This window comes from Rhodococcoides trifolii (assembly GCF_014635345.1).
Taxonomy (GTDB): Bacteria; Actinomycetota; Actinomycetes; order Mycobacteriales; family Mycobacteriaceae; genus Rhodococcoides; species Rhodococcoides trifolii.
On the sequence record NZ_BMCU01000003.1, the window covers coordinates 774,378 to 789,594 of the forward strand.

A 15,217-nucleotide genomic window follows, 5' to 3' on the forward strand; every position below is an offset into this window, starting at 1 on the left:
AAGCGGGGTCCCTAGGTATGTAACGAGCCGTGACATTTCGTCACGAACGATCACGGTACGGTAACGAATGGGCGCACGGACGGCAACTTCACTGGTTGGTGACCGGGTGGGGATACGGTGCGGACCGACGTATCCCTCGCTCTGCATCACACCCGAAAGGCACCCTCTGTGACGCCGACCCGCACGCCGCGGTGGTCCCGCATTCTCCGCATCCCGGTGATGGCCGCCGTTCTTCTCCTGGTTTCGCTGCTGATCGCACCGACTGCGAATGCCGGACCCGCGAGAACCCAGAATCCCGTTGCGGGACAGTCGTTCTCGATCGCCACGGACGTCACCTTCGCACCGTTCGAATTCCAGGACTCGTCCGGAAACTTCGTCGGAATCGACATGGACCTGATCCGTGCCATCGCCGAGGACCAGGGCTTCACCGTCGACATCTCTCCCCTCGGCTTCGACGCCGCACTGCAGGCCGTGCAGGCCAATCAGGCGGACGCCGTGATCGCCGGCATGACGATCACGCCGGCGCGCCAGCAGGTGTTCGACTTCTCCGAGCCGTACTTCGAGTCGGGCGTCCAGATGGCGGTGCTCGACACCGACAACGAGGTCACGTCGTACGAGGATCTGGCCGGCAAGCAGGTCGCGGTCAAGAACGGCACGGAGGGCGCGACGTTCGCCGAGTCCATCAAAGGCCAGTACGGATTCACGACGCAGTACTTCGCGGACTCGGCCAGCATGTACGACGAAGTGCGCACCGGTAACTCGGCCGCCGTCTTCGACGACTTCCCGGTGCTGCAGTACGGCATCGCGCAGGGCAACGGCTTCAAGACCGTCACCGAGAAGGAATCGCCGAGCAACTACGGCTTCGCGGTGAACAAGGGCCAGAACCCGGAACTACTGGCCGCGTTCAACACGGGTCTGAACAACCTGAAGAGCTCGGGCAAGTACGACGACATTCTGAACACCTACATCGGTGCCGCGGCCACCGAGTCCGACAACTCCATTCCCGGGCTGATCAAGAGCGAGTACAAGGAACTGCTGAAGGGCCTGTGGCTCACGATCGTGTTGACGTTCATCTCGATCGTCATCGCGCTGGTACTCGGCGCGTTCTTCGGACTGTTCCGGGTGTCCACCAAACCCTGGTTGCGCGCCATCGGGGCCACCTACGTCGCGATCTTCCGCGGGACCCCGCTCCTGGTGCAGGCGTTCTTCATCTACTTCGGCATCCCCGCGGCGCTCGGGTTCCAGATGTCGGCGTTCACGGCCGGTATCATCACTCTCTCGCTCAATGCGGGCGCGTACATGGCGGAGATCGTGCGCGGCGGCATCCTGTCCGTCGACCGAGGTCAGATGGAAGCGTCCCGCAGCCTCGGCATCAGCTACCTGACGTCGATGCGAAAGGTCGTGATGCCCCAGGCAATTCGCACGATGATTCCGTCGTACATCAATCAGTTCGTCATCACTCTCAAGGACACGTCGATTCTGTCGGTCATCGGCCTGGCCGAACTGACGCAATCGGGGCGCATCATCATCGCCCGCAACTTCCAGTCGTTCAACATGTGGCTCATCATCGGTGTCATGTACTTCGTCATCATCATGGCGCTGACCATGCTGTCGAACCGTCTCGAGAAGAGGATCAACAAGTGAGCGCCGAAACGCAGACCGCCGAGGTCAAGATCCGGGTCAAGGGTCTGAAGAAGTCGTTCGGCTCCCTCGAGGTCCTCAAAGGTCTCGACGTCGACATCCACGCCGGCGAGGTGGTGTGCGTGATCGGGCCGTCGGGATCGGGCAAGAGCACGTTCCTGCGGTGCCTCAACAAACTCGAGGACATCACCGGTGGCACCGTCGTGGTCGACGAATTCGATCTGACCGACAAGAAGGTCAACCTCGACCACGTTCGACAGCACATCGGGATGGTGTTCCAGCACTTCAATCTCTTCCCGCACATGTCGGTGGTGGCGAACGTGATGCTGGCCCCCACCGAAACCAAGAAGCTGTCGAAGGCCAAGGCCCGCGAAGAAGCGACACGGCTGCTGGCGCAGGTGGGCTTGGCGGAGAAGGCCGATGCGAAGCCCGCGCAACTCTCGGGCGGGCAGAAGCAGCGCGTCGCGATCGCGCGGGCGCTGGCCATGAACCCCGACATCATGCTGTTCGACGAGGCCACCAGCGCGCTGGACCCCGAGATGGTCGGTGAGGTGCTGCAGGTCCTCCGCGACCTCGCGAAGGGCGGCATGACGATGGTGGTGGTGACCCACGAGATGGGATTCGCCCGCGAAGTGTCCGATCGTGTGATTTTCATGGCGGATGGGTACATCGTCGAAGAAGGTTCGCCGGACGAACTGTTCGGAAATCCGCAGAATCCGCGGACTCAGGACTTCCTGAACAAAGTGCTGTGACGGAAAGGACGCCATGAGCGACGACCGCGAGACCATCGAGAAGATTGTCGCCAAACTCGACGCACGCCTGGGAACGCAGACCAACGGACTGCGCGACGAGGTGCCCCCGGGTGCAAGCGCCCAGGATGATGACGGCGAGCGTGGCCCGCTCGGCCGCGACTACCACCTGGCGGGAAAATTCGCGCAGGCCTACGCCATCGGTGAGCCGAACCTGATCGACCGCGCCGAGTTCGACCGGCTGGTGGAGACGTACGGGGACGAGTAGCGGTCCTACGGCGTCACGGACCGTTCGCCGAGCCGGTATCCGGTTGTTACCTAACGTGGCTAACGATTGGTCCGCGAGTACCGACACACCCTGCATAACCGAGCAGACCGCTCGGTTCGGTCAGGAGGTATCGGGTGGGTATTTCAACAGGCATCGTCAAGACGGCGGCGCTGGCCGCGTGCGCAGTGGCTGCCGTGTCGTGCAGCGGTGGCAACACCGGAACACCGCAATCGGCCTCGACGACGACACCGAGCGCCACGGTCACCACGCTGCCCCCTCTGACCCGAACGTCAGCGGCGCAGGCACCGTCCGCGGAAACCCAGACCGAAACCGTCACGGTGCCGGCAGGACAACCGGCGCAGCCCGCGCAGGTAGTGCCGTGCGTGGATCCCAGCTCCGACAACGTGCGTGCCGCCGTGGGACGGCTGGGGACCGACTCGCAGGGCGGACCGTTTCAGGTCATCGGTCACACCGGTGGTAACAGCGCTGACGGGTGCCCGACGTTGGAATGGGCCCTTGCTCAGGGGACCGGCATTCAGGACGCCACCTCGCAGTACCACGTGCTGTTCTTCACCAACAAGGGCAACTACCTCGGTACCGCAACGTCGTATGCATACAGCTACACCGACGTCGTGAAATCCACGGACTCGAGCGTGACGGTCCACTACAAGTGGCTCAGCCCGGACGATCCGTTCTGCTGCCCCTCGAACGAGTCGTACGTCGACTTCACGCTGAACGGGAACACGATCACGCCCAGCGGCCAGTTCCCGCCGAAGCCATGATCGGCCAACGTTCACGGCTCGCGCTGTTCTCGCTGGCACTGTGCGCCTGCGCTTCGGTGTCGTGCGGCTCCACCGAAACGACCGCCGTCCCGCCCCTACCCGCCTCGCCACCGCTGTCGTCCGTCGGCGCACCAGCCTCGACCACCGCGCCCGTCCCGACTACAGCCCCGGCATCGGACGCCGAATCCGTCTCGTCGGGATCGGACGTGGTCGATTCGTCGGGATCGGACGTGGTCGATGCCGAACCCGAGTCGGGCGGCGGGGTTGCCGCGACGCCGGCGCCGGCCGGCCCTGCTCCCGGTGCGGACCAGCCAGGCACCGAATCCCCGCCCGCGGGCGGCGGTCCGGCACCGGCACCGATACCGCAGAGCGAGTGGTGCCTCGACCCCGAGTCGGCCGCGGTGCTCGATGCGCTGGCCGGTCTGGGGACGGATTCACAGGGACTTCGCTTCGTCGCCGGGTGGTGGGACCACACGACCGTCGCCGCCGGATGTCCATCCCTGAACTGGGTGTTGGCGCGCGGCGACGACCAGGACATGCGGGCGCCGGACAACTTCTATCTGTTCTTCGACGCGCAGGGAACCTACCTGGGCCCGGCAACGCCCGAATTCCACACCAATTCGCACCTCACAGCCTCGACCGACGACAGTGCGACGATCTTGTTCCAGTCCGCCGAGTCGTTACCGGACCACTCGGCGCCCGCGCACGTGTCCACCGTCACGTACACCCTCGACAACGGGGTCATCGTGGTCGACGGTCAACTCCCCGCTGCCGACTGGGGCTGACGCGCCAACCCGTACACCCGCTCCGCGTTCTCCGTCGCCAGCGCCGCTACTTCTTCCGGTTCCTGCTCACGCGTCTCGGCCAGAGACACGGCCGTGTAGGGCAGGCAGTACGGCTCGTTGGGTGCTCCGCGGAACGGGTGCGGGGTGAGGAACGGCGCGTCCGTCTCCAACAGGAACTGGTGGTCGGGTACCAACTTGGCTGCTTCACGCAGCTCGTGACTGTTCTTGAAACTGACGGTTCCGGAGAAACTCAGCACGTACCCCGCGTCGACGCATGCCTCCGCCATTTCCGGGCCCGAGGAGAAGCAGTGGAAGATGACGGTGTCGGGCGCACCTTCGTCGAGCAGGACGGCCAAGACGTCGTGGTCTGCGTCGCGGTTGTGGATCATGAGCGGCTTGCGTAGACGCTTCGCCAGGTCGATGTGCCATCGGAAACCCTCGACCTGCTGTTCCACGTCGGCGCAGCCGTCGAGCTTGCCCGGCCAGTAGTAGTCGAGGCCCGTCTCCCCCACCGCAACCGTGCGCCGGTCCCGCGCCAGCCGTTCGATCTCCGCCTTCGTCGCGTCGTCGAGCACGTTCGCTCGGGTCGGATGGATCGCCACCGCCGCGTACACGCGTGAATCCCACTGCGCCGCATTCACCGCGAAGCGTGCGGCATCGAGATCGTCGGCCACCGTGACCACCCGACCGACGCCGACGGACTCGGCTCTGTCGAGAATGGCCGTCACACTCGCCGCATCAGTCGCACCGCAGGCGTCGAGGTGGGTGTGCGCGTCGATCAGCGGGGAGAGCGCGGACGGCAGGTCGGGGGCGGGACGGGGTTTGCTCACGAAAGCTAGAGTAATTCGCACCATGACTGACGCAGCCCCGACCTCGTACTACATCACCACGGCCATCGCGTATCCCAACGGTGACCCGCACATCGGGCACGCGTACGAGTACATCGCGACGGACGTGATCGCGCGGTTCAAGCGCCTCGACGGCTTCGACGTGCGCTTTCTGACCGGAACCGACGAGCACGGACTGAAGATGGCGCAGACCGCGACCAAGGAAGGCATCTCGACCGCCGACCTCGCGCGTCGCAACTCGGACGTGTTCGAATCCATGCAGAAGATGCTCGGCATCACCTTCGACCGGTTCATCCGCACCACCGACACCGACCACATCCTTGCGAGCCAGGCGATCTGGCAGAAGATGTCCGAGGGCGGCGACATCTACCTCGACTCGTACTCGGGCTGGTACTCCGTGCGCGACGAGGCCTACTACGCCGAGGGTGAGACCACGCTGCAGGAGGACGGAAGCCGCATCTCGACCGAGACGGGCACCCCCGTCGAGTGGACCGAGGAGTCGACGTACAACTTCCGGCTGTCCGCGTACGAGGACAAATTGCTCGCCCACTACGAGGCGCACCCCGAGTTCCTGGCGCCCGCAACGCGTTTGAACGAGATCACCAGCTTCGTGCGCAGCGGCCTCAAGGACCTGTCCATCTCGCGTTCGACGTTCGACTGGGGCGTGCAGGTGCCGGGCGACCCGGACCACGTGATGTACGTGTGGGTCGACGCCTTGACCAATTACATTACGGGCGTGGGCTATCCGGATGTCGACGGCGACGAGTTCCGTCGCTACTGGCCTGCGAATCTGCACATGATCGGCAAGGACATCACGCGCTTCCACACGGTGTTCTGGCCGGCGTTCCTCATGTCGGCGGGCATCGAACTACCGAAAAGGGTGTTCGCGCACGGCTTTCTGTACAACAAGGGCGAGAAGATGTCCAAGTCCGTCGGCAACGTGGTCGATCCGTTCACGTTGGTCGAAGCGTACGGACTGGACGCCGTTCGCTTCTTCTTGTTGCGTGAAGTGTCGTTCGGCCAAGACGGCAGCTACAGCCACGAGGCCATCGTGCAGCGCATCAACGCCGACCTCGCCAACGAACTGGGCAATCTCGCGCAGCGGTCGCTGTCGATGGTGGCGAAGAACCTGGGCGGCCAGGTTCCGGTGCCCGGTGATTTCACGCCCGAGGATTCGGCCATGCTCGAACGAGCCGACGCTCTGCTCGATCTCGTTCGCGCCCACATCGACGTTCAGGAACTGCACCTGTACCTGGAGACGATCTGGTCGGTCCTCGGCGAGACCAATCGCTACTTCTCCGCGCAGGAGCCGTGGGTGCTCCGCAAGACCGATCCCGCGCGCATGGCGACCGTGCTGTACGTGACGCTCGAGGTGCTGCGCGTCGCAGCGCTTCTGGTGCAGCCGGTGATGCCGGAGAGTGGGGGGAAGATCTTGACCCTGCTGGGGGTGGAGGAGCGCTCGTTCGCCACCATCGCCGACAGGTTGGTCCCGGGCGTCGATCTGCCCGCTCCGGTCGGCGTGTTTCCGCGGTACGTGGAGCCCGAAGAAAAAGCCTGACCTTCGATTTCGCGAGTCGAATGTGCATCCGCGAGGGAAATTTCCAGCGCGGATACACATTCCACTCGCAGAATGCAGACCGAGCGTAAAGATCACTGCGCCAACGACACTCGACTGTCGGACCCACCGTGCACACTGCCCGGCATGGACATCGAACGCACCCACCGCCATCCCTACGACCACATCGACCCCGACTTCCGAGACGGTGTTCAGGACGCCGTCGACGCAGTACGCATCCGGTACGAACACGGATGGCAACCGATGGACGTCGTCCACACGACACCGAAGATCACCGGTACCGACGACATCCGCGCCGTAGCTCGGCTGGTGTTGTTCGAGGCCACCACGAGCGGCGCCGCCGATCGTGCGCCGGACGAATGGGTGTCGCAGCTGCGATCGATCGAGGACAGGTACGGGCCCGCGCGCAGACCCGTTGCCGCGGACGTGCATCCCCTGCGGGTTCATTCGGCCACGTGGCGGTTCGGCCCCATGTGGGGTCCCATCGGCCCGCTCCCCTCCGAATGGCCGACGGTTCGCGCTGTCGGTCGTCCCGAGCGTGGAGTCGACGACAAGATGCTGGCGCGGATTCGAGGTTTGCTCGCCAAGGCGGAGTCGACGGAATTCGAGGAGGAGGCGGCAGTCTTCACGGAGAAGGCCCAGGAGCTGATGAGCCGATACTCGTTGTCGGAAACCCTGATTCGAGAGCCCGATAGCTCCGAGACGTGGATCCGGGGACGGCGCTTCCACATCGACAATCCATACGTCGCCGAGAAGAGCTCCCTGCTGTTCACCATTGCCGAAGCCAACGCCTGCCGATCGGTGATCTTCACCAACAGATCCATCGTCGAGGCGCACGGATCGGCGAACGACCTCGAACAGCTCGACATGCTGTTCACGTCGTTGTTGGTGCAGGCGACCAGAGCGATGGCGGGAGCCAGAGCGTCCGCGTCAGGGTCCAGCACCACATCGTTTCGCAAAGGCTTTCTCACGGGCTTCGCCATACGCATCGGTGAGCGTCTGCGCAGCGCCGGTAGCCGCGCGACCGAACAGGTAGCCGCCGAACGGTCGGTTCCGGTGAGCGACCTCCTACCTGCGCTCGCTGCACGCAAGGACGAACTCGATGCCGAGATCACGCGGAGGTATCCGCGGCTCGGGACCACTCGGCGACGTGCCTTCGACGCGGCCGGATACCACTCGGGAAGAGTCGCCGCCGATCACGCCAGTCTCGGTGTGCAGCAACGGGTCACACGCGGTGCGTGAGGTGCGGTCACCTGTCCGCGAGCTTCTCCAGTTCCTCGAGCGCATTGTCGAGGTGGGTCAGAATGCGCTGCAGGCTCGGCACCGTTCGCCGGCATCCGATCAGTCCGAAGTTCAGATTGTCGGCGTTCGAGGCCAGCGTGATGTTGAGCGCGAGACCGTCGGTGACGATCGAGGCCGGGTACACCCCGTCCAGACGCGCTCCGTTCCAGTACTTCTCCTCTTTCGGTCCCGGCACGTTCGAGATGATGACGTTGAACGGGGGCGGGGCAGCCCGCACGTAACCCGGCACCTGGCCGAACAGCAGCGGCGCCATTACGGCGGCGCCGTACCCCAACGCCTGCAACGGACTGATATCGCGCAGAACAGCTTTGGATTGGTTCATCGAGTCGGTGATGGTGGCCAGACGCCGCTCGGCGTCGGGTTGATCGGTGCCGAGATTGCACAGAACGCTGGTGACGGCGTTCCCCTCGGAAGAATCGGCACCGGCCTCGCGCGTCGACACCGGCACCATCGCCACCAGCGGCTGATCCGGCAGCGCGTTCTGATCGATGAGGTACGAGCGCAACGCCCCACCGCACATCGCCAACACGACGTCGTTCAGGGTGACCCCGAGATCCTTTGCAACGCCGCGAATTCGGGTCAGCGACCACTGCTGGGCAGCGAATCGGCGGGCCCCTCCGATGGGCACGTTGAACATCGTGCGCGGCGCCTCGAGCGGGAGCACCAGGTTGTGCTCACGAAACTTGCGCAGACCGATCTTCGCCACGGCCGGGCCGAAACCAGCGACCTCACCGGCTGCCCGCACCCCACTCGACAACAGCGACAGCGGACCGGACCCGCCGCTCTTCTCCAGGTCGCCCCGAGGCTTACGCCGCTCGAAGAGCTCGGGATCCCAGAAGGCTCCGCTGTCACGGGCGTCGGGATCCGAGGTCAGCGACTTGTCCATCAGCTTGAGGGCCGACACCCCGTCGACCAGCGAGTGATGGATCTTGCTGTAGATGGCCACCCGACCGTCCTTGAGGCCCTCGATCACGTGGAACTCCCACATGGGTCGGTGCCGGTCGAGCGGCGAGCTGTGGTTCAGCGACACGTACTTGAGCAGTTCGCGGACACGGCCGGGCTTCGGCAACACGGCACGGCGGAGGTGGTACTCGAAGTCGATGTCGTCGTCGTAGGACCACCAGGTATTGCCCAACACGTTGACCGGGTCGGCCGGGTGCTTGCGGAGGAGCTTGTAGACGTCGGTGTGCTCGGCGAGGGTGTCGTACACCGTGGCGCCGAAGTCCTCTTCCTCACCGGGCGGCGGGACGAACAGTTGCAGACCACCCACATGCATGGGGTGTTCACGCGACTCTGCGAGCAGGAACATCGACTCGGTTACCGGCATGAATGGCACGGCTGGCCCTCCCCTTTTCGGCGACGACACCAGCCCCTCCGTGGATGGTCACGAACGGGTACCAAGATCGACAACGCCTCGTCACATTGTGACCCCAGTTACAACTATTTCGCAAAGTGATGTTTCATTTGGCAACTACCGTGCGATTACTAGGCAACAAGCAAAGGAGGGGCATCGTGAGCCTCACTTCGATCCGCAGAGCCCCACGCGGCGGATTCAGCCCTGCCACGGTCCTGAGTCACTCCAGCCGACGGACCCGCGCCACGTCCGTGACCAGGTACGAGTTCCCCAGCGTGAGCCTGCAGTCGAAGCTGTTGGCCAAGACGCTGCGCTCCACCGTCCGCCCGTTCCTCTCCGTCTGGGCGCTCGCACCGGACCTGCCGTGGCCGATGTCGATCGTGGACTACGCCGGTCTGCTCATCCCGCCAGTCGACGGAACCGAGACGGCATCGGTTCGCCTCGAAGAGTGCAACGCCGAGTGGATTCGACCGGCCACCCGACCGGCACGACGCGCCGACCGAGACCGCGTGATTCTGTACCTGCACGGCGGCGCTTTCGTGACGTGCGGACTGCGCACGCATCGCCGCATGACATCGCGTATCGCCGAGGCAACCGGTGCCGACGTCCTGTCCGTCGACTACCGCATGATGCCGAAGAATCCCATCTCGAACGCGGTGTCCGACGGTGTCGACGGCTACCGCTACCTGCTCGAGTGCGGCTATCAGCCCGAGCAGATCGTCATCGGCGGCGACTCCGCCGGCGGCTACCTCGCGTTCATGGTGGCGTTGACCCTCGAGTCACAGGGTCTGCACAAGCCGGCCGGAGTCTTCACCATGTCGCCCCTTACGGACCTCGATCCCGTCCGCAAGATCGAACACTCCAACGCCCGCACGTGCGCCGTCTTCCCCGCCAACGCCGTTCCTGCCCTCACCCGGCTCGCCGATCGCGTCGACGCACGCATCGTGGTCGACGGTGAACGGGGACCGCGGATTTCGCCGGTCGACGCAGATCTCAGCTCGATGCCGCCCACACTCATCCAGGTCGGTTCGTCGGAAATCGTGCTCACCGACGCCGAACTGATGGCGCACCGCCTCGGTGTCGCGGGCGTCGAGTGCGAGTTGCAGGTGTGGAAGGACCAGGTCCACGTGTTCCAGGCGGCGGATTTCCTCCCCGAGTCCGGTCGCGCCATCGACGAGATCAGTGCGTTCGTCGACTCGGTCGTGGGCCGCGTCGCCGTCACCCGTGACAAGTCACAGACCGCCTCCACGGTCGGCTGAATCAACACCCCCTCGATACCGGATCGGATACCTTCACACCATGGCCGTGAGCGACAGTAAAGAGATCGACATCGAAGCCGACAAGTCGGCCGTGTTGGACGTGATCGCGGACCTCGAAGGACTCCCGTCCTGGTCCTCGATTCACAAAAAGGTCAAGGTCGTCGAACGCACCGACGACGGGCTGCCCAAGCGTGCCGAGATGACCATCTCGCTACTGGGCGTCAACGACGACCAGGTGCTCGAATACACCTGGTCAGACGACGGCGTGACGTGGGAAATGATCGAGTCGTCGCAGCAGAAGAGCCAGACTGCGGAGTACCGGCTGACCGAGAAGGACGGCAAGACTCACGTCTTCTTCGAGATGACCGTCGACCTCAAGGTGCCCATGCCCGGCTTCCTGGTCAAGAAGGGCACCAAGTCCGTTCTGCAGACGGCAACCGAAGGACTCCGCGAACAGGTTGTGCGCTAAGCGTTCTCGTCATCGACGCGGGCAGCCAATACCGCTTCGTACAGCTCCCGTTTCGATACCGTCGCGGTGGTCACGGCAGCCACTCTCGCGCACGCGTCCTTGAGTCCGAGACCCGCTGACACCAGATCCTCGACTTCGCTCACCAAATCCTCGGGCGCGACGCTGGTCGGTGCCGCGCCCTCCAGCACCACGGTGATCTCGCCGCGCACGCCGTCTCGCGCCCACGCCACCAGTTCGCCGAGCGTCCCCCGACGGACCTCCTCGTAGGTCTTGGTCAGTTCTCGGCACACCGCCGCGCGCCGGTCGGGGCCGAGGACGGTCACGGCGTCGTCGAGGCACTCCACCAGACGGTGCGGTGCTTCGAAGAAGACGCAGGCACGCGGTTCGGCCACGAGAGTCGACAACCACGCGCGCCGCGGCCCGCCTTTGCGTGGGGGGAAGCCGTCGAAGCAGAAGCGCTCGACATGGAGACCGGACAGAGCCAGAGCCGTCGTCACAGCAGACGGACCCGGCAGACACGTCACCGCGAGACCGGCGTCGACGCACGCGGCGACGAGTCGGTAGCCGGGGTCCGACACCGACGGCATACCGGCGTCGGTGACCAGCAGGACCGTCCGCCCGTCCACCATGTCGGCGACGAGGCCGGGCGCGCGACTCACCTCGACCTGGTCGTAGAAGCTGACCACCTTGCCAGTGATGGTCACCTCGAGGGCTGCGGCGAGGTTGCGCGTACGCCGGGTGTCCTCGGCGGCCACCACGTCCGCGGTCGCGAGGGCGTTCCGCAAACGGGCCGACGCGTCCCCGATGTCGCCCATCGGTGTCGCAGCCAAAATCAGCTTTCCCTGCACGTGGTTCGCCCCTTCCGTCGTCGGTCGACCCTCGTCCGGCACCATGAGCCTACGATCGTGGTGTGATCGTGTTGACCGATGAGCGCCGCGCGGCGCACGGTGATCAACCCTCCCCCATGACGACTCCCGGTCCGTCCACGCCCCCGCCGGTGTTCGGTCCCACCGATCGACTGCGCGGCTGGGTCGCGACCCTGATCGTCACTGCGCTGGCGGCCGTCACCCGGTTCACGATGCTCGGCTACCCCACCGACGCGGGAACGCCCGTGTTCGACGAGAAGCACTATGCACCGCAGGGCTACCAGACGCTGACCGGCGGCTGGATCGAGGACAACCCTGCGTACGGGCTGGTGGTCCACCCGCCGGTGGGCAAGCAGATGATTGCCATGGGCGAGGCCATCTTCGGCTATACCGGCTGGGGCTGGCGATTCGCCGCAGCCGTGTCGGGCACAGTGTTGGTGCTGCTGGTGATGCGCATCGTGCGGCGACTGACCCGATCGACACTCATCGGTGCCGTGGCCGGGATCCTGCTGATCGCGGACGGAGTGACGTTCGTCAGCTCGCGCATCGGGATGCTCGACATCTTCCTTGCGTTGTTCGTCGTCGCAGCGTTCGGCGCGTTGATCCGCGATCGGGACGACGTTCGGGAGCGGCTCGACCGAGCCAGTCGCGAAGGCCGCATCGAGATGACCGCGTGGGGGCCGCGTCTCGGCGTTCGGTGGTGGCGCTTCGGAGCCGGCGTGCTGCTCGGGCTGGCCTGCGGCACCAAATGGTCCGGCATCTACTTCATCGTGTTCTTCGGACTGATGTCCGTCGCGTTCGATCTCGCGGCGCGTAAGCAGTACGGCGTTCCTCGGCCCTGGATCGGCACGGCAGTCCGGGACATCGGCCCCGCGCTGTACGCGCTGGTGGTGATTCCGGTGATCGTGTACCTCGCGTCGTACGGCGGCTGGTTCGCCAGCGAGACCGGAATCGACCGAAACGCGGTGGGCAACGAGATCGGCACCGGTGGGCCGTTCTCGTTCGTACCCGGCGCGCTGCGTTCGCTCTGGTACTACAGCGGCAACGTGTTGCAGTTCCACGAGGGACTGACCAACTCCGCGGGCAACCGGCACCCGTGGGAGTCCAAGCCGTGGACCTGGCCCATGGGCCTGCGGCCGATGTTGTACTACTTCGCCGACAGCGACCAGGTCACCGGATGCGGAGCAGGCAACTGCGTCAAGGCCGTCATGCTGATCGGTACCCCGGCCATGTGGTGGCTCGCCGTGCCGATGCTCCTGTGGGCGCTCTACAGCATGCTGATCCGCCGCGACTGGCGATACGCGGCTGTGCTCGTGGGATACGGCGCCGCGTTCCTCCCGTGGTTCGCAACCCTCGACCGACAGATGTACTACTTCTACGCGGTGGCCCTGGCGCCGTTCATGGTCATGGGATTCGCGCTCGTCATCTCCGACGTGATCGGTGTGACCCGAGGTCGCGAGCGGCGGACGCTGGGGCTGCTCGCCGCCAGCGTGTACGTCGCAGTGGTGATCGCGAACTTCGCGTGGCTCTGGCCAATTCTCACGGCCACACCGATCACTCAGGAGATGTGGCAGAACCAGTTGTGGTTACCCAGCTGGCGCTGACACACCCCTGACCTACCTCAGGACTTGGCCGACGCGTTTCTCGCTGCCACCTCGGCAGCGGCTTTCTCCTCGGCGACGCGATTCGCTGCCACGATCATCGGGTCGTGTGACAGATCCCGATACAGCGAGATGCACAGACCGATCATCACCACGACGAACGGCGCCGCCGCGATGATGGTCATCGTTTGAAGTCCGGTGAGCGCGTCGGAACCGCCGGTCCACAAGATTAGAGCAGCGGTGCCACCGGTGAGCGTGCCCCAGAAGACAACGACCCAACGGCTCGGTTCACGCGTTCCGCGTTGCGAGAGCGAACCCATGACCATCGACGCGGCGTCGGCGCCGGAGACGAAGAACACCGCGACCAGCACCATGACGATGACGGTGGAAATGCCGAACAGCGGCAGGTTCTCGAGCATTCCGAACAGCTGCGATTCCGTGGTGCCACGTGCCGAGAGGTCGATGCCGTCTTGCTGTTCGCCGATGCCGGCGCCGCCGAAGATGGAGAACCACACCAGTGACACGGCGCTCGGAACAACGATCACGCCGATGATGAACTCGCGCACCGTGCGCCCACGACTGATGCGCGCCAAGAACATTCCGACGAAGGGGGTCCAGGAGACCCACCACGCCCAGTAGAAGATGGTCCAGGACGACAGCCACGATGCGGTGTCTGCGTCTGCGTTGGCGGCCGATCGCGCCGACATGTGCAGGAGTTGACTGCCGTAGTCACCGATGGTGGTCGGGATGAGGTTCAGGATCAGCACCGTCGGGCCGAGCACGAACACGAAGAGCGCCAACACCAGTGCAAGCACCATGTTGAAGTTGGACAGCCACTGAATGCCCTTGGCCACACCGGATACCGCGGATGCAACGAAAGCCAGTGTCAGCAGTGCAACGATCGCGACCAGCAGCAACGTGCCTGCTTCTCCGAGCCAACCGATGACCTCGAGGCCCGAACCGATCTGCAGCGCACCGAGTCCCAGTGATGCCGCGGTGCCGAAGAGGGTGGCGAAGATGGCCAGGATGTCGATGACCTTGCCGATGGGGCCTTCCGCACGGCGCCCGAGCAGGGGGATGAACGCGGAGCTGATGAGCTGCTTGCGTCCGCGCCGGTAACTGCCGTAGGCGATCGCGAGCCCCATCACCGCATACATGGACCACGGGTGCAGTGACCAGTGGAACATGGTGGTGGCCATGGCAGTGCCCACTCCGCCATCGGTTCCGGGCGGAGGGGTCACGAAGTGCGTGAGCGGTTCGGCGACGCCGTAGAACATCAGACCGATGCCCATTCCGGCGCTGAACATCATGGCAATCCAACTGACCCTGTTGAATTCCGGCTTCTCCCCGTCCTTGCCGAGAGGGATACGCCCGTACTTGGACACTGCGAGGTAGATCGAGAACAGCACGAACCCGGTCGCAGCGATGATGAAGAGCCAGCCCATGTTGGTGACGAGCCAATCGAGGGTGGATGTGGTCACCGTTTCGAGGCTGCCGGATCCCGCCAGACCCCACACCAGAATGCCGGCAACGACGACGGCGGCGACGCCGAAGACGATGCGGTCGGTTCTGGGCTTGGCTGCAGGTTTGGAAATCGGAGCGATGGAAGCGGAAGCGACGTCCGCGTCATCGCGATCGGCGCCGGCTGGGCCGGCCGAGGAATCAATACGCGATGTCATAGACATTGAGATTCCTCGGCAGGACGCCTACATGCAAC

14 protein-coding genes are annotated in these 15,217 nt (G+C 64.7%); 10 read left to right on the top strand and 4 right to left on the bottom strand.

Translation table 11 applies throughout. The features are described from left to right. Positions 1-219: 219 nt before the first annotated feature. The 5 genes from IEW02_RS16975 to IEW02_RS16995 all read left to right on the top strand — a co-directional run bounded on the left by IEW02_RS16975 (position 220) and on the right by IEW02_RS16995 (position 4,225). Positions 220-1,644 carry an amino acid ABC transporter substrate-binding protein/permease gene (locus IEW02_RS16975; RefSeq protein WP_188546189.1) on the top strand — a complete coding sequence of 475 codons (1,425 nt, stop codon included), beginning with the start codon at positions 220-222 and terminating at the stop codon, positions 1,642-1,644. Beyond that, positions 1,641-2,393: an amino acid ABC transporter ATP-binding protein gene (locus tag IEW02_RS16980; RefSeq protein WP_188545987.1), complete on the top strand. Its 753-nt coding sequence runs from the start codon at positions 1,641-1,643 to the stop codon at positions 2,391-2,393. The genes IEW02_RS16975 and IEW02_RS16980 overlap by 4 nt, the downstream gene beginning before the upstream one ends. A gap of 13 nt (positions 2,394-2,406) precedes the next feature. Continuing rightward, positions 2,407-2,658: a modification methylase HgiDII gene (locus IEW02_RS16985; protein ID WP_188545988.1), complete on the top strand. Its 252-nt coding sequence runs from the start codon at positions 2,407-2,409 to the stop codon at positions 2,656-2,658. A gap of 134 nt (positions 2,659-2,792) precedes the next feature. Beyond that, positions 2,793-3,440 (top strand): LppP/LprE family lipoprotein, encoded by a 648-nt coding sequence (locus tag IEW02_RS16990; protein WP_188545989.1) that lies wholly within the window; start codon positions 2,793-2,795, stop codon positions 3,438-3,440. Further along, the gene (locus IEW02_RS16995; protein ID WP_188545990.1) at positions 3,437-4,225 is read left to right on the top strand and encodes an LppP/LprE family lipoprotein; all 789 of its coding nucleotides are present in this window, start codon (positions 3,437-3,439) and stop codon (positions 4,223-4,225) included. The genes IEW02_RS16990 and IEW02_RS16995 overlap by 4 nt, the downstream gene beginning before the upstream one ends. On the opposite strand, the gene IEW02_RS17000 is transcribed toward IEW02_RS16995, so the two are convergent. Further along, positions 4,198-5,055 carry a TatD family hydrolase gene (locus IEW02_RS17000; RefSeq protein WP_188545991.1) on the bottom strand — a complete coding sequence of 286 codons (858 nt, stop codon included), beginning with the start codon at positions 5,053-5,055 and terminating at the stop codon, positions 4,198-4,200. The two genes, IEW02_RS16995 and IEW02_RS17000, sit on opposite strands and share 28 nt — an antisense overlap. Positions 5,056-5,077: 22 nt before the next feature. Between IEW02_RS17000 and metG the strand changes: the two genes are divergently transcribed. Further along, a complete protein-coding gene (gene metG / locus IEW02_RS17005; RefSeq protein ID WP_188545992.1) occupies positions 5,078-6,631 on the top strand; it encodes a methionine--tRNA ligase in 1,554 nt (517 codons plus the stop codon). A gap of 144 nt (positions 6,632-6,775) precedes the next feature. Next, positions 6,776-7,891 carry a DUF2786 domain-containing protein gene (locus IEW02_RS17010; protein ID WP_229746097.1) on the top strand — a complete coding sequence of 372 codons (1,116 nt, stop codon included), beginning with the start codon at positions 6,776-6,778 and terminating at the stop codon, positions 7,889-7,891. 7 nt (positions 7,892-7,898) lie between these two features. On the opposite strand, the gene IEW02_RS17015 is transcribed toward IEW02_RS17010, so the two are convergent. Continuing rightward, positions 7,899-9,287 carry a WS/DGAT/MGAT family O-acyltransferase gene (locus tag IEW02_RS17015; protein WP_188545994.1) on the bottom strand — a complete coding sequence of 463 codons (1,389 nt, stop codon included), beginning with the start codon at positions 9,285-9,287 and terminating at the stop codon, positions 7,899-7,901. Positions 9,288-9,556: 269 nt separating this feature from the next. Between IEW02_RS17015 and IEW02_RS17020 the strand changes: the two genes are divergently transcribed. After that, positions 9,557-10,564, top strand: coding sequence for an alpha/beta hydrolase (locus tag IEW02_RS17020; RefSeq protein WP_371829969.1), 1,008 nt, complete (start codon positions 9,557-9,559; stop codon positions 10,562-10,564). Between the two features lie 40 nt (positions 10,565-10,604). Further along, positions 10,605-11,033, top strand: coding sequence for an SRPBCC family protein (locus IEW02_RS17025; protein ID WP_188545996.1), 429 nt, complete (start codon positions 10,605-10,607; stop codon positions 11,031-11,033). Here IEW02_RS17025 and rsmI read toward each other — a convergent pair. Next, positions 11,030-11,881, bottom strand: a complete 852-nt coding sequence (gene rsmI / locus IEW02_RS17030) for a 16S rRNA (cytidine(1402)-2'-O)-methyltransferase (RefSeq protein WP_188546190.1) — start codon at positions 11,879-11,881, stop codon at positions 11,030-11,032. The genes IEW02_RS17025 and rsmI overlap by 4 nt on opposite strands. A 116-nt stretch (positions 11,882-11,997) precedes the next feature. Here rsmI and IEW02_RS17035 point away from each other — a divergent pair, with 116 nt between their 5' ends. Then, complete coding sequence (locus IEW02_RS17035; protein ID WP_188546191.1) at positions 11,998-13,503, top strand: dolichyl-phosphate-mannose--protein mannosyltransferase; 1,506 nt, start codon at positions 11,998-12,000, stop codon at positions 13,501-13,503. 17 nt (positions 13,504-13,520) lie between these two features. On the opposite strand, the gene IEW02_RS17040 is transcribed toward IEW02_RS17035, so the two are convergent. Then, complete coding sequence (locus IEW02_RS17040) at positions 13,521-15,179, bottom strand: BCCT family transporter (protein ID WP_188545997.1); 1,659 nt, start codon at positions 15,177-15,179, stop codon at positions 13,521-13,523. Positions 15,180-15,217 lie beyond the last annotated feature (38 nt).